The following is a 21,628-nucleotide window of genomic DNA, read 5'->3' on the forward strand; positions in this document are numbered from 1 at the left end:
CAGGCTGGCTAAAACGTCGCCTGTAGCGTGGCAAGGGAGGGCAACAAGAGATGTGTTTCAAATAAAGAACGTCACATCAGCTGCAAGGTGGGAGGATGAAAATTCTCGATAAGTGGCTGATTTATTTCAGGTCGGCTCAAGGGATTGACGATTTATAGGTCGAGCAGGACCGGCTTGGCAGGGAGGAAGTCGCTGACGTCCTTCCTGTTGAAACCGGTCCTGTCGCCTCACCTGACCCGGCCCTCATCGGAGGCACTCCCTGTGCCCCTAGGTCACACCGATTAACCTCATCAGCGCATCCCGGCCCCTTGGTCATGCGCGCACCGTCCTCGGGTGGCGCAGCGTTCGGAGAGCACAGTGTCGTGCTCTCGTCGTGATTCAGTACCAGTTCGGGTCTTTGCGCAGCTCTTCTTGCAACAGAGCCTGCATGCCCTCATTGGGTTTGCCCAGATAACGGACGGTGTCATGGCGCGTCGGAGATTTGTCCGCTGGCAAGCCAGCAGGCACCTCGACCAACATCGCATAGGCATCCTGTTTGTCGAAACTGAACGCCACGATCAGGCGTTTGTTTCGGCAGCTATCTGCTGTTTCGCACAGTGGCCCGACCAGGTATTTCTCGCCTTTTTCGGTCACTGCAGACATTTGCTCGGTACTGGCGCCGGAGAGATTGATCACCCAATCGGGTAAACGTTCCTCGCGTTTGACCAGGCCCGTCCAGGTTTCACGGTACTCGGGGGCGGCGTGCAGCAGCTCATTAACCCGAGATTGCCCGTCATTGCCTGCCATGACGCTGGCGCTGCCGCCCACTAGCAGGGCGGCGACCAGTGACTGCCAACGAGTCAGCATGTTCAGCCTCGACCGCGGCGACCGAAGAAGAACGACACTACGAACATCACCAGGAACACGATGAACAGGATCTTCGCGATACCAGTTGCAGTGCCTGCGATACCACCGAAGCCCAGTACGGCGGCGACAATGGCGATGATCAGAAACGTGATAGCCCAACTCAACATGGTGAATCTCCTTTCTTTCCGTTTTAAATCAAGTAAGCAACAGAGGGATCAGAAGACCCAGCTTTGACGTTGCGGCATTTCACCCACTTCTTTGGCTGCCGCCTGGTTTTCTACAGACGTGAAGCTCAGTGCCGCGTCTTTGGTAACAGGCGCGGTCGCTGCGGTGAAAGGGGTGTGATGAATCATGGAAATGCGGTTGACCGCAGGGGTTTGATCGACGGAGGTCCAATGAACGAACTGCTGAACCACGATCAAAGTCACCAACAGCGCCAGGCTCAAAAACAGGCCTTGCTGGATGTGCGCTGGGGAAACCTTTGATTTGGCAAAGTGCAGGCTGTTCATCCGAAGCTCCTTCCACCTGAGTGGCATTCAATCTTGTTGTGGCCGATACGTCCCGGCCTTGCTTGAAGGAGATATTGCAGCCTGCATGCCAGCTTTTTTTAAATAAAAAGTACAATAAAATCAGTTAGTTATAATTGATGTGGGAATCTTCCTGCGAGCATCCTGCACGATTAAACATTTAGCGTCGTGCGTTTTGCATGATCGCTCGCAGGGACTCTGGGTCAGCCCGTACTGCGTGCCATCACCTTGAGCGCATCTGCATTGACGCCTTTGACCCCACGGATGTTGCGGGTAATTTCCACTGCCAGTTCCTTTTCGGCGAAATTGGCGACCACCCCGTTGAGGGTGACCAGACCGTCCTTGGTCTCGACCTTGATATTCAAGCCGTCCAGATTGCGGCTATAAATCAGGCTGGATTTCACCTTGCTGGTGATCCACGCATCGCTGAGCTGCTCGGCGGGATTACTGGTCTGGGGTTCAGTGCGCGAGGCGATGGAGTCGGCGGCGCTGATGCTGATCAGGTTATTCACACTGGTCACACCATCGGTATTGCTCGCCAGGCTGCCGGCCAGATCCTTGCCTTCGGGGCTGGTCGCGCGGCCCTTGAGGGTGACCACGCCGGCCTCGCTATCGACGTCGATATTCAGCGCTTCAGTCACGCTGTTCCATAACAGCTTGGATTTCACCGTGGCGGTGAGGGTCGCGTCCTCAAAGCGCTGGGCCATATTGGCCTTGGTGCCCGGCTCGGCGGCGACGTTGGCGTCGATTTCCAGCTGGTTGTCGACCTTTTGAATGCCTTGGGTGTCGAGAGCAATGCGTTCGGCCAGTTCGCGGTCGACCTGGTTTTCCACTTTGCCCTTGAGCACCGCAGTGCCTTGTTCGACATGTACGTCGATCTTGAACGGGCTCAGGTGCCGATTGAGGGCGAAGGCCGTCCAGATTGAACCTTCTTGACGGGCTTCGGCCAATTGAGTGGGCAGGTCGTTCTGCGCCGCACTGGCCATGAGCGGGGTCAGGCCAAGGGCTATGGTGGTGGCGGTGGCCAGGGCGAGCTTTTTCAGCGGGGGCATGGCACGTCTCCATTGATGGCGATGCGTGGGTTTTCAGGTTTGTCATGTGCTTAGACAAGCCTGTGAACCTCGCAAGCCATGTGCCAGCCCTGATATACGGGTAAATACCCTTTAAATTCAGTCGGTTAAATTAAATCTTGGCAGATAGATACCATGCAGCCCGCATAATCAATCAGAATTCGCCATGCAACTTGCACGATTATTCCGTGACTAACCAAGATCATTCACTTAGGAGCGTAGGAAAAATGGAAGAAGCCACTGAGATTCAGGGCCGTATTCTGCTTGTGGATGACGAATCCGCGATCCTGCGAACGTTCCGCTATTGCCTTGAAGACGAGGGCTACACCGTCGCTACGGCTAACAGCGCGGCCCAGGCCGATTCGCTGTTGCAGCGCCAGGTGTTCGATCTGTGTTTCCTCGACCTGCGTCTTGGCGAAGACAACGGCCTTGAGGTGCTGGCACAAATGCGCATTCAGGCGCCATGGATGCGCGTAGTCATAGTGACCGCGCACTCGGCAGTGGATACGGCGGTGGACGCCATTCAAGCCGGCGCTGCCGATTACTTGGTCAAACCCTGCAGCCCGGACCAATTGCGTCTGGCCACGGCCAAACAGCTCGAAGTACGACAATTGTCGGCGCGCCTTGAAGCCTTGGAAGGCGAAGTGCGCAAGCCCAAGGACGGTCTGGACTCCCACAGCCCGTCGATGATGGCTGTGCTGGAAACCGCGCGGCAAGTTGCCAATACCGATGCCAACATCCTGATTCTCGGCGAGTCCGGTACCGGCAAGGGCGAGCTGGCCCGGGCCATTCACGGCTGGAGCAAGCGCGCCAAGAAGTCGTGCGTCACGATCAACTGTCCGTCGCTGACCGCCGAACTGATGGAAAGCGAGTTGTTCGGCCATAGCCGCGGCGCGTTTACCGGCGCCAGCGAGAGCACGCTGGGCCGCGTCAATCAGGCAGATGGCGGTACGTTGTTTCTCGACGAGATCGGCGATTTTCCTTTGACGTTGCAACCCAAGTTGCTGCGTTTTATTCAGGACAAGGAATACGAGCGTGTGGGCGACCCGGTTACCCGTCGCGCTGACGTGAGGATCCTGGCGGCCACCAACCTCAATCTGGAGGACATGGTACGCAGCGGTCGTTTCCGTGAAGACCTGCTGTATCGTCTGAACGTCATCACCTTAAACCTGCCGCCATTGCGCGAGCGCAGCGAAGACATCCTGACCCTGGCCGATCGTTTTCTCGCCCGCTTCGTCAAGGATTACGCGCGCCCGGCTCGTGGTTTCAGTGAAGAGGCCCAGGCAGCCCTGCTCAACTATCGCTGGCCCGGCAATATCCGTGAGCTGCGCAACGTAATCGAGCGTGCCAGCATCATCTGCGGGCAGGAGCGGGTGGAAGTCAGTCATCTCGGAATGGGTGAGCAGCCGACCAACAACGCCCCGCGTGTCGGCGCCGCATTGAGTCTTGATGAGTTGGAAAAGGCCCATATCGGTGCCGTGCTTGCCACCAGCGACACTCTGGATCAGGCAGCCAAGACCCTGGGCATTGACGCCTCCACGCTGTATCGCAAACGCAAGCAGTACAACCTGTGACCCGCCCATGAAACTGGCGATGAAGTTAAGAACCCGGCTATTTCTCAGCATTTCGGCGCTGATCACCGTCGCTTTGCTGGGGTTGCTGCTTGGATTGGTCAGTGTCGTGCAGATGGCCAAGACCCAGGAAGTTTTGATTCAGCACAGCTTTGAAACCCTCGACATGGGGCTCAAGCTGCGGCAGAACCTGGGTGATCAACTGGTGATCATGCTCAAGGGCAGGCCGGATGGTGATGTCCTGAGGAGCACGCAGGCGCAATTCAGCGAGTTGTTAAGCGGCGCGACTGAATATGAGCGCGAGAACCACCTTCGCACAGGCTTCGGCGACGTTTCCCAGGCTTACAAGAGCTTTATCGACACCTACGAGCAGTCTGATGGCGGCTCGCGCAGTCTGCGCGACAACCCGGCGCTGAGTTCCAGTTTCAATGCCTTGCGCACTTCACTACTGGCTTCGCACAAGCTCGCTCTGGACAGCATCAGCGAGGCCGAGAGTGATTCGCGCCAGCGCGCGCTGTGGATTGCCGGGCTGCTGGGGCTGGTCGGTATCGCAGTGTTGGGCATAGGTTTCATCACCGCTCACGGTATCGCCCGACGCTTTGGCGCGCCCATCGAGGCGCTGGCCAAGGCGGCGGACAATATCGGCCAGGGTAATTTCGAGGTGACACTGCCGATTTCGTCGGCGGCAGAGATGAACCAGTTGACCCGCCGCTTTGGCATCATGGCCGAAGCCTTGCGCCAGCATCAGGCCACCAATATCGATGAACTGCTGGCCGGTCAGCAACGCTTGCAGGCGGTGCTCGACAGTATCGACGACGGCCTGCTGATCATCGACCGTCAGGGTCGCCTGGAGCACCTTAACCCCGTGGCCCAGCGTCAGTTGGGCTGGGACGAGGAGCGCCTTGGTCAGGGCCTTGGCGAAGCCTTGGAACGTCCGGAAATGGACGAGCAGCTGTATTTGACCCTGCGCGGCGGTACGCCGGATCAGGCGCCTGAAGACCTGAGTGTGGAGGTGGATGGCGAATCGCGCCTGCTGACCTACAGCCTGACTCCGGTCAGCCACACCAAGGGGCATATTCTCGGAGCGGTGATGGTTCTGCACGATGTCACCGAACAGCGTGCCTTCGAGCGGGTACGCAGCGAGTTTGTCCTGCGCGCCTCTCACGAGTTGCGCACCCCGGTGACCGGCATGCATATGGCTTTCGGCCTGTTGCAGGAGCGTCTGCATTTCCCTTCCGAATCCCGGGAAACCGACCTGTTGACCACGGTCAACGAAGAAATGCAGCGCCTGATGCAGTTGATCAACGACCTGCTGAACTTCTCTCGTTATCAGAATGGCCTGCAAAAGCTCAGCCTTGGCGCGATCGCCGTCGACGAACTGCTTGAGCACACGCGTGACCGCTATGAAGCTCAGGCCCAGGAGCGCGGGATTGTGCTGATGGTGGAGATGCAGGGCACCCTGCCGCATCTGCATGCCGACCGCGCGCAGCTGGATCGGGTGCTGGAAAACCTGCTCGACAACGCCCTGCGCCACACGCCCGACAATGGCCTGATCCGCCTGCAGGCCCGACGTCACGCCGAGCGGCTGATCATCGGTGTCGAAGATAACGGCGAGGGCATTGCTTACGGGCAGCAGGGCCGGATCTTCGAGCCGTTCGTCCAGGTCGGCCGCAAGAAAGGCGGCGCGGGTCTTGGGCTGGCGCTGTGCAAGGAAATCGTCCAGTTGCATGGCGGACGCATGGGTGTGTATTCACGGCCGGGGCAGGGGACGCAGTTCTATATGGCGTTGCCGGTTTAGAAGTGAAACAAGCATGGTGGGAGCGAATGTATTCGCGAAGAGGTCGGTAGATTCAGTACATCTACATCGCCTGACTAAACAGCTTCGCGAATGAATTCGCTCCCACATAATTCGCTTATACCTTTGATTTACGCCACATCATCCGTGCGCCGTCCCTTCTGTCTGCGCCGCCCGCCTGTCACCAACTCCCGGAATTGACCTGCACTCAGCGGTCGGGCGAACAGCCAGCCCTGGCCGTAGAGCACGCCTTCGCTCCTGAGCAGCGTTGCTTGTGCCTCAAACTCGATGCCTTCGGCAATCACGCGCAGTTGCAGGGCGTGGGCCATGCGGATGATGTGAGGGGCGACGCCGCTGCTGGCCGCGTCATGGCCGAGGGCGTCGATAAATGCCTTGTCGATTTTCAGGCAGTCCACCGGCAGGGTCTGGAGATAGGCCAGGCTGCAATAACCGGTGCCAAAATCGTCGATCAGCACTTGGTGGCCGCGATCACGCAGGGTTTGCAGATGATTGCGCGCCACTACCACATCGATCAACCCGCGTTCGGTTACTTCAAAGGCGATTTGCTGCGGCGCAACTTTATGCAGGGCCAGCAGGCGCGCCGTGACCCGGCCGATACGTGGGGCCATGACGTCGCAGGCCGCCAGATTGACCGAGATATACAGCCGTGGATTGGCCCGTAGCAATGGCCCCAGCTGTTCCAGCGTCTGTTGCAGGACGAAGTCGGTGATCTGGCGAATCTGCCCGGTATTTTCCGCCAGCGGGATGAACAGGTCGGGGCTGGTCAGGGTACCGTCCGGGCGCCGCCAGCGCACCAATGCTTCAGCGCCGACGCACAGGCGGCTGTCGAGGTCGAATATCGGCTGATACAGCACCTGCAGCTCGCCACGGCGCACAGCGCCATGCAGCTCCCCGCCGAGGGAGCGGCGCTGCCGGGCCAGTTGTAGCACCAATGCGCCGACGCATAATGCAATCAGCAGGCTGATCGGCACCAGCAGCCACCATGCGGCAGTGATGTTTTGCTGCAGGCTGCTGCGCGGGGCGATGACCACCAGTTGATATTCGGGGCTTTGCGTAGGCATGCGGTAAATCAGCTGCGTGCCGGTGCTGATCAAGGTCTGGGAGCTGGTGTTGGACCAATCCGGGGTCGGCGGCCAAGGCTGATCCGCTCCAAGTACCGGTATGGCCTTCAGGCCGTTATTGAGCACCACCAACAGACTGGCTTTCGCGGGCAGGTCGACGACATCGGTCAGATGGCCGCGGGATGTAGAGACCCGGAAGTCCCCGCGACCCAATACCAGGGCGGCGAGGTTGTCATCCGGCTGGGCTGACGTGTTGAGCCAGTAATCATAAGCAGGCCCGCGAATGTCCGGGGCCCTTGGCGGCGCCAGCATGCTGGGTCGCGACCAGCTCGAACAAACCTGACCGTCGCCCACGTACGCCGCTTCGTAGATAAATCGATAGCTGAAAATCACCTGGCGCAGGCGCTCGACCAGTTGCGGTGTGCATTGGCGCAAGGGTTGCGCCTCCAGTTGGTCGAGCCCTGCACGCAATTGAGCGAACAACTGCTCAAGACGGATCAGGAAGCGCGAGCCCTGGGCGTTCATCTGCGCGCTCTCGTTCTGCCTGGCCTGATGCACCGCCAGCCCGGCACTGGCGCATAACAGCAGCACGGCACTGAGCAGTGCTGCGGACAGGGCCAGCGGCAAAGGGCGGCAGAATAGGGTTCGCAAGCTTGCAGCGTTGAACATTGCGGGCATCTCGGTAGATACCCATCAGGTATAGCAAGCGTCAGAAAAAAAGCACGCTTATGCGGCGAACGGCACTGATCAAGATAAGTACTGGTCCTTACTCGCTTTTATTCAGAACCTGCAGAATCGCTGCGCTTTGCACGTCGGCCTCGCCATCAAAGCGCTCGGGACGGTAATGCATCTGGAAGGCGGCCAGTACATGGCGGCTGGCTACGTCCCACTCACCGGTTTGCGGGGTTGCATAGCCAAGACGCGCCAGTTGCTGCTGGAACCAGGCCGGGCTGGGGATTTCTTCAATCATCATGGCCTGGCGTCGAGCGACCTCGGCTTCGTTGGGCCAGATGCCGATGCCTTCCTGGGCGAGGCGTTTCCACGGGAACATCGGGCCAGGATCGAGCTTGCGCAAAGGCGCGATATCGCTGTGGCCGAGGACATGACGCGGATCGATATGATTGCGTGCGATCACATCTTTTAGCAGCACAATCAGTGCCTGCACCTGATCTTCGTTGTACGGATACCAGACGCGTCCGGTCGGCGAGTCAGTGTAGCCAGGGTTGACGATCTCGATACCGATGGAGCTGGAATTGAGCCAGGTGCGGCCTTCCCACTCGCTTTCCCCGGCGTGCCAGGCGCGGTCGTTTTCATCGACCAGCTTGTAGATGGTCGCCGGTGAATCGCCGATCAGGTAATGGCTGCTGACCTCGCCGCGAGTCAGTAGCTCAAGGGAGCGTTCCAGCGAGGCGGAGGTGTAGTGGACGATGACGTATTGCACGCGGTTGTCATGATTGGTGGGCGTCAGGTGGCTGGTGTCGTACCGGTTGGCGGTGACACAGGAGGTCAGCAAGACGAAGAAAAACAGAGAAAGCAGCAGTTTCATGACACACCGGGCCTGGCTGGCAGGAAATGCAATAGCATAACGTAATGCTGTGCCGAGGTTGCATATTGACTGTAGTGGTAGTGTGTCAGGCTGTTAACCCTGTTCGACGCGGTTGCGGCCGTTTTCCTTGGCGCGGTACAAGGCCTGGTCCGCGCGCTTGAGCGCCACATCCGTGCGTTCGCCCTGACGCAGCGCGGTTACGCCGATCGATACAGTAATGGTCACCGGCTCGCTCTTGAAGTGAAACGGGCACGCTTCCACGGCGGCGCGCAGCTTTTCCAGGTGGACGAGGCCGGTGCCGACGGTGGTGTTGGGCAGCAGCATGACGAATTCTTCGCCGCCAAAGCGGGCGATGAAATCCTCCGAGCGCAGGCGCTGTTTGAGCTGGCTGGCGATGATCTTCAGGACCTTGTCGCCGGCCAGATGGCCGTAGCCATCGTTGATGCGCTTGAAATGGTCCAGATCGAAGATGCACATCAGCAGGCTGCTTTTGTTCTTCTGCCAGCGGTCGGTTTCCTGCTCCAGGCGCTCGCCCCAGGCCGCGCGGTTGGGCAGGTTGGTCAGCGGGTCGATCAGGGCTTTCTGCCGCTGTTCTTCGAGGTGGCTGCGGAAACCCAAGGCTTCCTGTTCCATGGTAGCCACCCGTGCAGACAGGCCTTGCAGCTTGGCTGCCACTTCCTGCTCGCGGGCATCGCGTTGCTGCTGGTGGTGGTCCATGGTGCCGATCAGGGTTTCCAGGCGGCTTTCCAGGATGTGCTTGAGAGTTGGCAAGTCTGCCGCGCCCTGAACGCTGGTCTGCAAGCCACCCACCTGTTCGCGCAGCTGGCTGTCGTACTGGCGTGAAGTGGCGTGGTGGTCGGCGTGGTCTTCGCTGGCTGCTTGCAGGTTGCTCTGAAATGACTCCAGACGCTCGTTGAGCTGTTGCAGATAAATTTCAAATTCGTGCTGACCACCGTCGGTGATTGCCAGCATCAATACCGCAAGATCGTCGAGGATCGGCAGCAATTCGTACCAGTTAAGCCCGTGTTCCAGGCGCAGGCGCATTGCTTCGGCCTGGGGCCGATGGTGTTCGGGCAGGACCAGATCGTTGAGCAGGCCCAGCAGGGTTTCTTCGATATGGGCGGCGACCGAGCTGTAGCTGGGCTCAGGGGAGGACGGCAGGGCGAATTCACCTTCGCCTTCGGTCTCTTCGCCTTCTTCGCCGCTTTCTTCGCTCTCGTCCCTGGCGGCTATCTCGGGCCGGTAGTCGAACTCCACGGCTGGGGTAGGGGCGAGCAGGAACTCCAGCGCCGGATCGACGACGGGGGCGACCGCTTGAGCTTCGTGTTGAGTGGCGAGCGGAGCCGCGACAGGCGCGCTCGTTACCGGTGCCGGTGCCTGTGTCGCGGGCTCGGGGGCGGCTACGAGTTCGTCCTGAGCGTTGACTGGAACAGGCTCGGCTGCGGCTATCGGCTCCGGAGTCGGGGCTGCAGCCGGTGCGGCCATCACCGCTGCGGCGGGAACTGCCTCTGTCACGGCAGTAGCGGCGACAGATGCAGCAGGTGCTGCCGGTTTTGCCGTTGCTGCTGGCGCTGCGGGGGTGGGCGCCACAGTTGCTACGTCATCATCCTCGTCGTCGTCATCGCCGCTATGCTGCGCAGCCTGGGGTGCGCTGGCGGTTGGCGAAGAGGCCGCGGGCGCCGGCTGTGTCTCGTCATGACCGGCTTCCTTGCTGCCAAACAGGCGTTGCAGCAGGCCGGGGCGCTCGGTTTCGTCTTTCTCCAGATAGGTCAGTGCCTGGCCCTGCAGGCCGCTCAGTTCGCTGAGCAGTAGCGGCAGTTCCCGGGCCTGGCCGGCGCGTTCTTCAAGATCCTTGGCGAAGCGCTTGAGTGGCTTGCTGACATCCCGCGGCAGCGGCAGGGTTTGCAGTTGTGTGACCAGTGCAGCCAGCGCGCTGCTGATTTGCCCCACGCGCACTTCGCGGCGCTGCTCGGAGTCGAGCACGGCTTTTTCCAGTCGCGGAATGAGGCCGGCAAGACCGGCGTCCATATCGTCCTTGCGCACGATCTCGCGCATTTCCTTCATGCACAGGTCGACCGCCTTGTCGGTGCCTTCCGCCGCCAGGCTGCTGCGCACCAGGCCGCGACGCAACAGGTCGAGGCGGGCATTCCAGCGCCGTTCGAGTTTGTCCTGTTGTTCGATGCCCTTGAGGTATTTCTCTTTCCAGCGCTCTGCTTCTTCGCTCATGCAAGGGGTCCGGCAGGGTTACCTGGCACAGGCAGCGAGTCCTTGCGCAGCGAATCGGGGAGGCGGATCTCCACGGCTACGGGCAGGTGATCGGATATGGGTTGGGCCAGCACTGCAACCCGTTCGAGGGTCAGTGTAGGGCTGAGCAAAATATGGTCAAGGCAGCGTTGCGGCCGCCAGCTGGGAAAAGTCGCTTCGACTTGCGGAGCGAGCAGCCCCAGATCGCGCAATGGCGAGTGTTCCAGCAGGTCGACGGCATGGGTGTTCATGTCGCCCATGAGAACCTGGTGCTTATAATCGCTGATCATGTCGCGAATATACGCAAGTTGCATGGTTCGAGTGCGTGCCCCCAGGGCGAGGTGCATCATCACCACGACCAGTGCGTCCGCGCCCTCACCAAAACGCACAAGAATCGCCCCGCGCCCGGCAGGGCCTGGCAGCGGATGGTCTTCAAGGGCGGTCGGGCACAGGCGGCTGAGTACGCCGTTGCTGTGCTGGGCAAAACGCCCGAGATTGCGATTGAGCTGTTGATACCAGTAAGGGAACGCGCCCAAGTGAGCCAGATGCTCGACCTGATTGACGTAGCCCGAGCGCATGCTGCCGCCGTCGACTTCCTGCAGGGCGACCAGATCAAAATCATTGAGCAGGTTGCCGATCTTCTGCAGGTTGTTGGCGCGCCCGGTGTGCGGCAGCAGATGCTGCCAGCTGCGGGTCAGGTAATGTTGGTAGCGCTCGGTGCTGATGCCCACCTGAATATTGAAGCTGAGCAAGCGCAGCCGACCGTCAGCCGGGAGTGCGCTTGCCTGCAGGTGGTGTTCGTTGACCTTGGGATCAGGTCGGCCAACTACACGTTCACTACGCCAGCGACGCATGGCCGCTTACTGCTTCACGCCCGCAGCGCGCTCTTTGGCGATAAGGTCGTCAGCAAGTTTCAAGGTTGCTTCCGGGCCGCCGGCAGAGGAGATGTCGAAGCGATACTTGCCATTGACGATCATGGTGGGTACGCCAGTAATCTCGTACTTCTTGGCCAATTCCTTGTACTGCGCGATCTTGCCTTTGACGGCGAACGAGTTGAAGGTTTCGAGGAACTTGGCTTTGTCGACGCCCTGGGTGGCCACGAATTCAGCCATGTCGTTTGGATCGGTCAGGCGCTTACCGCCTTTCTGAATAGCATCGAATACCGCTGCGTGAACCTTTTTCTCTACACCCATGGTGTCCAGAGTGATGAACAGTTGGCCGTGGGCATCCCATGGGCCGCCGAACATGGCTGGAATGCGGACGAAGTGAACGTCAGCCGGCAGCTTCTCGATCCATGGATTGATGGTCGGCTCGAACGCGTAGCAGTGCGGGCAGCCGTACCAGAACATTTCCACGACTTCGATCTTGCCTGGCTCGGAGACAGGTACGGCACTCTTCAGCTCCACGTAGGGTTGGCCGGCATTGGCTGGCTCAGCCGCCTGGGCGGACATACCGAATGCGCTGGCAACAACCAGTGCGGCGCTGAGAATCAGATTACGCATGCTTAACTCCTGAGACAGTTTGAGTCGTCTTCCAATGACCGTAATAGACAGATCGTGGAGACATCAGTTCGCTAGTGTAACGCTGGCAGGCACAAAAAAGGGCCGCCGAGGCCGCCCTTTTTAACACCGTGTAGCCACTCAAATCATGTGAAAAGATTTCTATTTATTTGAGCCGATTTCTTAACGATCCCTTAATTATCAATGCAGGCCCTGAATGTACTGCGACAGGGCTTCGATATCCTTGTTGCTCAGCTTCGCGGCGATGGAACGCATGACAGTAGTGTCGCCGTCATTGGTGCGCTCGCCTTCGCGGAATGCTGTGAGCTGCTTGGCGATATAGGCTGCATGTTGACCGCCCAGATGCGGGAAGCCGGCCGGGGAATTGCCTGCGCCGTCAGGCGAGTGACAGCCGATGCACGATGGCATGCCCTGGTCCAGCTTGCCGCCGCGGAACAGCGCTTCACCCTTGGCGACCAGATTCGGATCGGCGGCACCTACCGAGCCTTTCTGGCTCGAGAAGTAAGCGGCGATGTCTGCCATGTCCTGATCGCTGAGGTTGGTCAACAGGCCGGTCATTTCCAGTACGGTACGCTTGCCGTCCTTGATGTCATGCAGTTGTTTGAGCAGGTAACGATCGCCCTGGCCGGCCAGCTTCGGAAAGTTGGGAGCCATGCTGTTACCATCCGGACCGTGACAGGCACCGCACACGGCGGCCTTGGTTTGTCCGGCCGCAGCGTTGCCGATCAGATCGGCAGCCTGGGTCGCACCGCAAATGCCCAGGCTCAGGAGCAGACTCACGAGTATTTTGTTCATCAGGTAATCCAAATCGGCTTTAAGGTGAAAAGTTAGTAGAGGGATCGGGTTTGCTCACTTTTTTGTGATGGTTCACAAGCCCTTAACTACTGCTGTCCCTGCACTGTCCACGCATTGGCATCGCTTTGAATCCCCTGTCGCGAACGGCGCCAAAGTCTTCATGGCTAGCGAAACCCTTATCAGGTTGAAAGCGGATTGCGTTCTAATGCGCAATATTGGTTCTCGCTATAGCGGTGTTTGGTGCCGTGATACGGGACAAAACACACACAAAATCTGCGGCATTATATACTTGCGTCGCTTAAACGGAAATGACACCTCTTGCCGCACCCCTGCTGGCGCTGGCCTCACCGGAAATCACATGCAACTCAAGAATCCAATCCTCGGTCTGTGCCAACAGGCAACCTTCATGCTCAGCGCCGCCAAAGTCGATCAGTGCCCTGACGACGAAGGCTTCGAAGTGGCGTTTGCCGGTCGTTCCAACGCTGGTAAGTCTAGTGCACTGAACACGCTGACCCACGCCAGTCTTGCGCGAACTTCCAAAACTCCGGGCCGCACCCAGCTGCTCAACTTCTTTCAGCTCGACGATGAGCGCCGCCTGGTCGACTTGCCAGGTTATGGCTACGCCAAGGTGCCGATTCCGCTCAAGTTGCACTGGCAGCGCCACCTTGAGGCCTATCTGGGTAGCCGCGAGAGCTTGAAGGGCTTGATTCTGATGATGGACATCCGCCATCCGATGACCGACTTCGACCTGCTGATGCTGGATTGGGCAATCGCCAGTCAGATGCCGATGCACATTCTGCTGACCAAGGCCGACAAGCTGACCTATGGCGCGGCAAAAAATACCTTGCTCAAGGTGCAGTCCGATATTCGCAAGGGTTGGGGTGACGCCGTCACTATCCAGCTGTTCTCGGCACCCAAGCGCATGGGCCTGGAAGAGGCTTATGTGGTGCTGGCAGGCTGGATGGAGCTGGAAGACAAGGCGCCCGCCGAGTAAATCGCGGGCAAAAAAAACCCCGGACTTCATATGGGGAGGGGAAGTTCGGGGTTTAAGTCCGGAACCTTAGGGTGGGTTCCAGATATCTGCCAACACTTAACACAACTAGGAGCATTGAAAGGCTTTTCGGCCAATCGCAAGATCAGACCGGGGGTTTGCCTGCAAAGTTCCGTAACGCCTGAAATCTCTTTTAGCGCCCGGAGATAGCGCCCGTAGGAGCGGCTTGAGCCGCGAGGGCGTCCTCCCGGCTCAAGCAAGTCCTACAAGGCCGCGTTGGATCAATGCGCCTCATCCCAGTTATCGCCCACGCCCACTTCAACCAGCAGCGGCACATCCAGTTGCGCGGCGCCGCACATGTGCGGGCGGATCTGTTCGCTGACTTGCTCGACCAGGTCCTCGCGCACTTCCAGCACCAGTTCATCGTGTACCTGCAGGATCACGCGGGCGTCCAGGCCTGATATTTCCAGCCAGTCATTCACCGCCACCATGGCTTTCTTGATGATGTCCGCTGCTGTGCCCTGCATCGGCGCGTTGATCGCCGTACGTTCGGCGCCGGCGCGCTGCATTGGCTTGTCGGAGTTGATTTCCGGCAGATACAGGCGACGACCGAACAGGGTTTCCACGTAGCCCTGCTCCGAGGCTTTTTCCCGGGTCCGGTCCATGTACTCACGAACGCCTGGGTAGCGGGCGAAATAGCGTTCGATATAGGCCTTGGCCTGCTTGCCATCGACGCCGATCTGTCGCGCCAGGCCCTGTGCACCCATGCCGTAGATCAGGCCGAAGTTGATCGCCTTGGCACTGCGGCGCTGGTCGTTGGTCACCTGATCCAGTTCGACCGCAAAAACCTCTGCAGCCGTGGCCCGGTGAACGTCCAGACCTTCACGGAAGGCGCTGAGCAGCCCTTCGTCCTTGGCCAGGTGGGCCATGATCCGCAGTTCGATCTGCGAATAGTCGGCCGCCAGCAGCTTGTAGCCCGGCTTGGCGATGAAGGCCTGGCGAATCCGGCGACCTTCGGCAGTGCGCACCGGGATGTTCTGCAGGTTTGGTTCGCTGGACGAGAAGCGACCGGTGGCCGCGCCCGCCTGGTTGTAGGACGTATGCACACGGCCCGTACGAGGGTTGATCTGCCCTGGCAGGGTGTCGGTGTAGGTGCTTTTTAGTTTGCTGATGGTGCGGTACTGCAGGAGCACCTTGGGCAGCTCATGGTCCGCTTCGGCCAGCTTGACCAGTACTTCTTCCGCGGTGGACGGTTTGCCCCCCGGCGTCTTGCCCAGAATCGGCAGATTGAGTTTTTCGTAGAGAATTTTACCCAGCTGCGTCGGTGAGCCCAGGTTGAACTCTTCACCGGCGATGGCGAAGGCTTCACGCTCCAGCTCAACCATCTTGTTACCCAGTTCGACGCTTTGCAGGCCGAGCAATTTGGGATCAATCATGGCGCCTTCACGCTCGATTTTCGCCAATACCGGTACCAACGGCATCTCAATGTCGGTCAGTACGCTAAGCAGGCCGGGTTCTTTTTGCAGTTTGTCGAACAGCGCCTGATGCAGGCGCAGGGTAATGTCGGCATCTTCGGCGGCGTAGGGCCCGGCCTGTTCCAGGGCGATCTGGTCGAAGGTCAGTTGTTTCTTACCTTTACCAGCTATGTCAGTGAAGCTGGTGGTCTGATGCCCCAGATACTTCATCGCCAGGCTGTCCATGTCGTGCTGGGTCGCCACGGAATTCAGCACGTAGGATTCGAGCATGGTGTCGAAGGCCACGCCCTGCACGGCAATGCCGCACTCCACGTCGCCACCGATGGCGCAGTTGGCGAGGATATTCATGTCGAACTTGGCGTTTTGCCCGACCTTGGCCTTATTCGGGTCTTCCAGCAGCGGCTTGAGCGCGCGCAGGACGTCGTCGCGATTCAGTTGCTCAGGCACACCCATGTAGGAGTGGGTCAGCGGAATGTAAGCGGCTTCCCCGGCTTTGACGGCGAAGGACAGGCCCACCAGTTGCGCCTGTTGGGCGTCGAGGCCGGTGGTTTCAGTATCGAAGGCGATCAGGCTGGCACCGCGCAGCTTTTGCAGCCAAACATCGAGGCGGGCCTGATCAAGGATGGTCTCGTAGCTCGACTCGGCATTTGCCACCACCGGTACTGGCGCAACTTCAAGGCCTGCGCGCTTGGCATCACGCTCGATCTCAGCGATCCAGCTCTTGAATTCCAGTTCGGTGTACAGCGCCAGCAGGGCGGCGTGATCCGGTGTTGCGCAATGCAATGCGTCGATTTCCACTGCCAAGGGCACGTCAGTCTTGATCGTCGCCAGGGCGTAGGACATGAACGCGGCGTCCCGATGCAGCTCCAGCTTGGGGGCCAGGGTTTTCGCGCCGCGAATCGGCAGGCCGGCGACCGCATCAAGGTTTTCGTAGATATTTTTCAGGCCGCCGCCGATGCCGATCAGCAGACCGACGGCGGTTTTTTCGCCAACGCCCGGTACGCCGGGGATGTTGTCCGACGAATCTCCCATCAAGGCGAGCAAATCGATGATGTGCTCAGGACCGACGCCAAATTTCTCCTTTACGCCAGCGATGTCGCGCACGCTACCGGTCATGGTGTCGACCACGGTAATGTGATCGTCGACCAACTGAGCCATGTCCTTGTCGCCTGTGGAGATGATCACTGGCCGCGAGGCTGCCGCGCTGCTGCGGGCCAGGGTGCCGATCACGTCGTCGGCTTCCACGCCTTCCACGCACAGCAGCGGGTAGCCAATGCCCTTGATGCAGGCATGCAGCAGGTCGACCTGCACGCGCAGCTCCTCCGGCATGCTCGGGCGGTTGGCCTTGTACTCGGGGTACATGTCGTCACGGAAGGTCTTGCCCTTGGCGTCGAAGACGACTGCGAACGGGCTGTCGGGATATTGCTTGCGCAGGCTCTTGAGCATGTTCAGCACGCCCTTGACCGCGCCGGTCGGCAAGCCCTTGGAGGTGGTGAGGGGCGGCAGCGCGTTGAAGGCGCGGTACAGGTAGGACGAACCGTCCACCAGGACGAGGGGAGCTTGGCTCATGGGCAGAATCAACCTTTTCGGCGGGTGCGGCGCTAGAATGCGCGGACCATTGACGACAAAGCGACAAGGTTATCATGCGCAAAGAAAATCGCCTGTTGCTGGCAATCCTGTTGTTGTCCTCCTCGTTGGTGGGCTGCGCAGGGACCGGCGCACAGAAAGACCCGCTGGCAGCGGAGCCTGGTGTCACGGCGCATTACGACCCGGACACCCGCATCACCGAGTACCGCAAGAACGGCGCCGTGTATGCGGTCAAGGTCACGCCGGAGCGCGGCAAGCCGTATTTTCTGGTGCCGCCTGACGGTTCCAGTGCCGGTTTCACCCGCCCGGACTCGCGGGAAATGCTGATCCCCCAGTGGGAAATTTTCAGCTGGTAACGCCCCACATTCACTTTTTTGATTGGCAGTGCTGATATGTCCGTGTTCACTCCCCTGACTCGCCCCGAGCTGGAAACTTTCCTGGCCCCTTACGGCCTTGGCCGTCTGCGTGACTTTCAAGGCATTGCCGCCGGTAGTGAAAACACCAATTACTTCATCAGCCTGGAGCAGGGCGAGTATGTGCTGACCCTGGTCGAGCGCGGCCCGGTGCAGGAAATGCCGTTCTTCATCGAGCTGCTGGATGTGCTGCACGGCGCCGATCTGCCGGTGCCCTACGCTCTGCGCACCACCGACGGCGCCGCTCTGCGAGAATTGGCCGGCAAACCGGCGCTGCTGCAGCCGCGCCTGCCGGGCAAGCACATCAAGGACGCCAACGCACAGCATTGCGTGCAGGTAGGCGAGCTGTTGGGTCATCTGCACCTGGCGACCCGCGACAAGCCTTTGGAGCGCAAGACTGATCGCGGCCTGGACTGGATGCTGCGTGAAGGCAGCAACTTTCTTTCGCACCTGCAACCGGATCAGGCTGCGCTGTTGCGCAGCGCCCTGGAAGAGATCGAGCCGCGCAAGGAGCGAATCCTCGCCCTGCCCAAGGCCAATCTGCATGCCGACCTGTTTCGCGACAACGCCATGTTCGAGGGCACCCACCTCACCGGGCTGATCGACTTCTACAACGCCTGCTCCGGGCCGATGCTCTACGACGTGGCGATTGCCCTGAATGACTGGTGCTCCGACGCCGAAGGCCAGCTCGATGCCGCCCGCGCCCGGGCGATGCTGGGTGCCTACGCGGCGCTACGGCCGTTTACTGCGGCCGAAGCCGAGCTGTGGCCGACCATGCTGCGGGTCGCCTGCGTGCGTTTCTGGCTGTCACGTTTGATCGCTGCCGAGAGCTTTGCCGGTCAGGACGTGCTGATTCACGACCCGATGGAATTGCAGAAGCGCCTGGAACATCGCCAGGGCGTGGTGATTGCGTTGCCGTTTGCGCTCTAGGGCAGCGTCTCGGGCAAGTTGTGGGAGCGAATTCTGTGGGAGCGAATTCTGTGGGAGCGAATTCATTCGCGAAGAGGCCGGTTCACTCGATATATCCCTATCGATCAAAACATCGCCTTCGCGAATGAATTCGCTCCCACAGTTCGCTTCCATAGAATTCACTCCTAAGGGTTCAGGTTACAAACCCTCCAGACACCCCGCCAAATCATCCCCCAGCTTCTGCAGCACCTGCTCATAGCCATTGGCTGTAGCCGGTGTATAGCCGCCCAATCCATCCAGTTCCGCCAGCTTGACCGGCAAGCCGCTGGTCAAGGTTTCGGCCAGACGTGGGCGTAGCGGTGGCTCGCTGAACACGCAGGTCTTGCCTGCAGCGGTCAGGCGCGCGCGCATGGCAGCGACGTGCTGGGCGCCGGGCTGGACTTCGGCGGCGACGGTGAACACCCCTGCGTGCTTGAGGCCATAGGCTTCTTCGAAGTAATCGAAAGCTTCGTGGAACACAAAAAACGGCTTGTCAGCGACTTTGGCTACCCGCGCCTTGAGCTTGCCGTCCAATGCATCCAGACGGCCGATAAAGGCCTTGGTGTTGCTCTGATAGCGCTCGGCATGGGCGGCGTCGATGGCGCTGAGGTCGTCGGCCATCTTCTGCGCGATGACCCGGGCGTTGACCGTGGACAGCCACAAATGCGCGTCGAGGCTGCCGGGGCGGTGGTCGTGATCGTGCTCGTCCGCGTCTTCGTCATGGTCGTGGGACTCGCCATCAGCCGCGAAATGGCGCAGGTGCATGCCTGGCAACGATTCCACGGCGACGTTCGGCAGGGTCCGGCCGGTCAGCACGCGAGGCAGGAAGCTCTCCATGTCCGGACCGATCCAATAGAACAGGTCGACGTCATGCACGCGCCGTACGTCGGATGGCCGCAGGGCGTAGTTATGTGGCGATGCGCCGGGGGGCAGCAGCACCTCGGGAATCGCTACACCGTCCTGCACGGCGGTGGCGATCAACTGTAAGGGTTTGATGCTGGTCAGGACCCGAACATCGGCCTGGGAAGGGGCTGCGGCCAACAAACTGGCCGAGAAAACGACAAAAAGGCTAAGAAGACGGCGCACGTAGAGCACTCATGGAGGACCGGAACGGGTAACATAATAACGTCTCTCACAAAACGCGTCGCTGCTCATGCCTAAAACTCCCCTGGCCAGTCGCCCACACGATCACTCCCACTGCGTGCATTCCGCACTCGCCGAAGCGGATGCCCTGTGCGCCCGCAAAGGCCTGCGCCTGACCGCGCTGCGTCGCCGCGTGCTGGAACTGGTCTGGCAAAGCCACAAGCCGTTGGGCGCTTACGACATTCTCGCCGTGCTCAGCGAAGAAGATGGCCGCCGCGCTGCGCCGCCGACGGTGTACCGCGCGCTGGATTTCCTCCTGGAAAACGGCCTGGTGCACCGCATTGCCTCGCTCAACGCCTTTACCGGCTGCAACCACCCGACCCACGCGCATCAGGGTCAGTTCCTGATCTGCCGGGAGTGCCATGCCGCTATCGAATTGCAACATCCTGTTATCAGTGAAGCGGTAATTGCCGCCGCCGCCGAAGTCGGCTTTCAGGTCGAAGGCCAAACCGTGGAAGTCATCGGGGTCTGCGCCGGGTGCAAGGCGGCCTGATGAGCGATGCGCTGATTCGCCTTGAACAGGTTGCGGTGACGCTGGCCGGGCAGAGCGTGCTGGACAATATCCAGCTGAGCGTGCGCCCCGGCGAGATCGTCACCCTGATCGGCCCCAATGGCGCGGGCAAGACCACCCTGGTGCGGGCAGTGCTTGGCCTGCTCAAGCCCACTTCCGGCAGTGTCTGGCGCAAACCGAAGCTGCGCATCGGTTACATGCCGCAAAAATTGCACGTAGACCCAACCCTGCCGTTATCGGTACTGCGCTTTCTGCGCCTGGTGCCGGGTGTCGATCGCGCTGCTGCTCTGGCCGCTCTGGTCGAGGTCGGCGCCGAGAAGGTCATCGACAGCCCGGTGCAAGGCATTTCCGGCGGCGAAATGCAGCGCGTGCTGCTGGCCCGGGCGCTGTTGCGCGAGCCTGAACTGTTGGTCCTTGATGAGCCGGTACAGGGTGTCGATGTGGCCGGGCAGGCTGAGCTGTACAGCCTGATCACCCGTCTGCGCGACCGCCACCGTTGCGGCGTGCTGATGGTTTCCCATGACTTGCATCTGGTCATGAGCACTACCGATCAGGTGGTCTGCCTCAACCGGCACGTCTGCTGTTCCGGCCACCCGGAGCAGGTCAGTCACGATCCGGCGTTCGTCGAGCTGTTCGGCAATCATGCGCCGAGCCTGGCCATCTACCACCACCATCACGACCATGCCCACGACCTGCATGGCAGCGTGGTCGAAGAAGTTGCGCCTGCTGCGGCGCATGCTCATACCCATGTTCACGGAGACGGCTGCAAGCATGGCTGATTTTCTACTCTATGCCTTGCTGGCGGGCCTTGCCCTGGCTGTGGTGGCCGGCCCCTTGGGGTCGTTCGTGGTCTGGCGACGCATGGCCTATTTTGGCGACACCCTATCCCATGCGGCTTTGCTGGGCGTGGCGTTGGGCTTTCTGCTGGATGTCAGCCCGACCTTGGCAGTAACCGTCGGCTGCCTGCTGCTGGCGATCCTGTTGGTGACGCTGCAACAACGCCAGCCCTTGGCGTCGGACACCCTGCTGGGGATTCTGGCACCGAGTACGCTGTCCCTCGGCCTGGTCGTGCTGAGCTTCATGCGCGAAGTGCGTATCGACCTGATGGGTTATCTGTTCGGCGACCTGCTGGCCATCGGCCCCACCGATCTGGCCTGGATTCTCGGCGGCAGCGCGGCGGTACTGGTGCTGATCATCGCCCTGTGGCGGCCGTTGTTGGCCATTACCGTGCACGAAGAGCTGGCCCGGGTCGAAGGCCTGCCGGTGGCGACCCTGCGCATGACGCTGATGTTGCTGATAGCCATTGTCATAGCCGTCGCGATGAAAATCGTCGGTGTACTGCTGATTACCTCGCTGCTGATCATCCCGGCGGCTGCGGCACAACGTCACGCCCGTTCGCCGGAGCAAATGGCCCTTGGCGCCAGCGTGCTCGGAATACTGGCTGTTTGCCTCGGCCTGGCCATGTCCTGGTTCAAGGACACCCCCGCAGGCCCGTCTATAGTGGTTTCAGCGGCCGCGTTGTTCTTGCTCAGTTTCCTTTTACCCAAGCGATAGAACCTTGTGC

The 21,628-nt window shown here is 60.2% G+C and carries 20 protein-coding genes; 8 read left to right on the plus strand and 12 right to left on the minus strand.

Annotation, left to right across the window (positions count from 1 at the left end; translation table 11 throughout):
* Window positions 1-378 precede the first annotated feature (378 nt).
* From M2401_RS08430 to M2401_RS08445, 4 genes are all read right to left on the minus strand, one after another.
* Entirely contained in the window at window positions 379-846 is a 468-nt protein-coding gene (locus tag M2401_RS08430) for an inhibitor of vertebrate lysozyme family protein (RefSeq protein ID WP_259101478.1), read from the minus strand.
* A 2-nt stretch (window positions 847-848) separates the two neighbouring features.
* The gene (locus M2401_RS08435; RefSeq protein WP_025257796.1) at window positions 849-1,013 is read right to left on the minus strand and encodes a DUF1328 domain-containing protein; all 165 of its coding nucleotides are present in this window, start codon (window positions 1,011-1,013) and stop codon (window positions 849-851) included.
* Between the two features lie 48 nt (window positions 1,014-1,061).
* A complete protein-coding gene (locus M2401_RS08440; protein ID WP_259101482.1) occupies window positions 1,062-1,355 on the minus strand; it encodes a hypothetical protein in 294 nt (97 codons plus the stop codon).
* Window positions 1,356-1,576: 221 nt separating this feature from the next.
* Window positions 1,577-2,425, minus strand: a complete 849-nt coding sequence (locus M2401_RS08445) for a BON domain-containing protein (RefSeq protein ID WP_259101483.1) — start codon at window positions 2,423-2,425, stop codon at window positions 1,577-1,579.
* Window positions 2,426-2,670: 245 nt separating this feature from the next.
* Between M2401_RS08445 and algB the strand changes: the two genes are divergently transcribed.
* Window positions 2,671-4,017: a sigma-54-dependent response regulator transcription factor AlgB gene (gene algB / locus M2401_RS08450; protein WP_259101485.1), complete on the plus strand. Its 1,347-nt coding sequence runs from the start codon at window positions 2,671-2,673 to the stop codon at window positions 4,015-4,017.
* A gap of 7 nt (window positions 4,018-4,024) precedes the next feature.
* The gene (locus M2401_RS08455; protein ID WP_259101486.1) at window positions 4,025-5,812 is read left to right on the plus strand and encodes a KinB sensor domain-containing domain; all 1,788 of its coding nucleotides are present in this window, start codon (window positions 4,025-4,027) and stop codon (window positions 5,810-5,812) included.
* 128 nt (window positions 5,813-5,940) lie between these two features.
* On the opposite strand, the gene M2401_RS08460 is transcribed toward M2401_RS08455, so the two are convergent.
* The 6 genes from M2401_RS08460 to M2401_RS08485 all read right to left on the minus strand — a co-directional run bounded on the left by M2401_RS08460 (window position 5,941) and on the right by M2401_RS08485 (window position 12,996).
* Window positions 5,941-7,560 carry an EAL domain-containing protein gene (locus M2401_RS08460; protein ID WP_259101488.1) on the minus strand — a complete coding sequence of 540 codons (1,620 nt, stop codon included), beginning with the start codon at window positions 7,558-7,560 and terminating at the stop codon, window positions 5,941-5,943.
* Between the two features lie 97 nt (window positions 7,561-7,657).
* Window positions 7,658-8,437, minus strand: a complete 780-nt coding sequence (locus M2401_RS08465; protein ID WP_259101489.1) for an N-acetylmuramoyl-L-alanine amidase — start codon at window positions 8,435-8,437, stop codon at window positions 7,658-7,660.
* 93 nt (window positions 8,438-8,530) lie between these two features.
* Window positions 8,531-10,663 carry a GGDEF domain-containing protein gene (locus M2401_RS08470; RefSeq protein WP_259101491.1) on the minus strand — a complete coding sequence of 711 codons (2,133 nt, stop codon included), beginning with the start codon at window positions 10,661-10,663 and terminating at the stop codon, window positions 8,531-8,533.
* A complete protein-coding gene (locus M2401_RS08475; protein WP_259101493.1) occupies window positions 10,660-11,535 on the minus strand; it encodes an endonuclease/exonuclease/phosphatase family protein in 876 nt (291 codons plus the stop codon). Before M2401_RS08475 ends, M2401_RS08470 begins: the two co-directional genes overlap by 4 nt.
* 6 nt (window positions 11,536-11,541) lie before the next feature.
* Window positions 11,542-12,183 carry a thiol:disulfide interchange protein DsbA/DsbL gene (locus M2401_RS08480; protein WP_259101494.1) on the minus strand — a complete coding sequence of 214 codons (642 nt, stop codon included), beginning with the start codon at window positions 12,181-12,183 and terminating at the stop codon, window positions 11,542-11,544.
* A 198-nt stretch (window positions 12,184-12,381) separates the two neighbouring features.
* A complete protein-coding gene (locus tag M2401_RS08485; RefSeq protein WP_259101496.1) occupies window positions 12,382-12,996 on the minus strand; it encodes a cytochrome c in 615 nt (204 codons plus the stop codon).
* A 358-nt stretch (window positions 12,997-13,354) separates the two neighbouring features.
* On the opposite strand from M2401_RS08485, the gene yihA reads away from it, so the two are divergent.
* A complete protein-coding gene (gene yihA, locus M2401_RS08490; protein WP_259101497.1) occupies window positions 13,355-13,990 on the plus strand; it encodes a ribosome biogenesis GTP-binding protein YihA/YsxC in 636 nt (211 codons plus the stop codon).
* A gap of 278 nt (window positions 13,991-14,268) precedes the next feature.
* On the opposite strand, the gene polA is transcribed toward yihA, so the two are convergent.
* The gene (gene polA / locus M2401_RS08495; RefSeq protein ID WP_259101499.1) at window positions 14,269-17,031 is read right to left on the minus strand and encodes a DNA polymerase I; all 2,763 of its coding nucleotides are present in this window, start codon (window positions 17,029-17,031) and stop codon (window positions 14,269-14,271) included.
* 74 nt (window positions 17,032-17,105) lie between these two features.
* On the opposite strand from polA, the gene M2401_RS08500 reads away from it, so the two are divergent.
* A complete protein-coding gene (locus M2401_RS08500) occupies window positions 17,106-17,405 on the plus strand; it encodes a DUF2782 domain-containing protein (protein ID WP_259101501.1) in 300 nt (99 codons plus the stop codon).
* 36 nt (window positions 17,406-17,441) lie between these two features.
* Window positions 17,442-18,392 carry a homoserine kinase gene (locus M2401_RS08505; protein ID WP_259101503.1) on the plus strand — a complete coding sequence of 317 codons (951 nt, stop codon included), beginning with the start codon at window positions 17,442-17,444 and terminating at the stop codon, window positions 18,390-18,392.
* Window positions 18,393-18,569: 177 nt separating this feature from the next.
* Here M2401_RS08505 and M2401_RS08510 read toward each other — a convergent pair whose 3' ends face one another.
* Window positions 18,570-19,496 (minus strand): zinc ABC transporter substrate-binding protein, encoded by a 927-nt coding sequence (locus tag M2401_RS08510; RefSeq protein WP_259101506.1) that lies wholly within the window; start codon window positions 19,494-19,496, stop codon window positions 18,570-18,572.
* A gap of 67 nt (window positions 19,497-19,563) precedes the next feature.
* Here M2401_RS08510 and M2401_RS08515 point away from each other — a divergent pair, with 67 nt between their 5' ends.
* From M2401_RS08515 to znuB, 3 genes are read left to right on the plus strand one after another with little or no spacing between them, the layout of a single operon-like run.
* The gene (locus M2401_RS08515; RefSeq protein ID WP_259101508.1) at window positions 19,564-20,046 is read left to right on the plus strand and encodes a Fur family transcriptional regulator; all 483 of its coding nucleotides are present in this window, start codon (window positions 19,564-19,566) and stop codon (window positions 20,044-20,046) included.
* On the plus strand, window positions 20,046-20,843 hold the full coding sequence (znuC, locus tag M2401_RS08520) for a zinc ABC transporter ATP-binding protein ZnuC (RefSeq protein ID WP_259101511.1): 798 nt from the start codon (window positions 20,046-20,048) through the stop codon (window positions 20,841-20,843). The genes M2401_RS08515 and znuC overlap by 1 nt, the downstream gene beginning before the upstream one ends.
* The gene (gene znuB, locus M2401_RS08525; protein ID WP_259101512.1) at window positions 20,836-21,618 is read left to right on the plus strand and encodes a zinc ABC transporter permease subunit ZnuB; all 783 of its coding nucleotides are present in this window, start codon (window positions 20,836-20,838) and stop codon (window positions 21,616-21,618) included. The genes znuC and znuB overlap by 8 nt, the downstream gene beginning before the upstream one ends.
* The last annotated feature ends 10 nt before the right edge of the window (window positions 21,619-21,628 follow it).

Origin of the sequence: Pseudomonas sp. JUb42 (genome assembly GCF_024807945.1) — a bacterium.
Lineage (GTDB): Bacteria > Pseudomonadota > Gammaproteobacteria > Pseudomonadales > Pseudomonadaceae > Aquipseudomonas.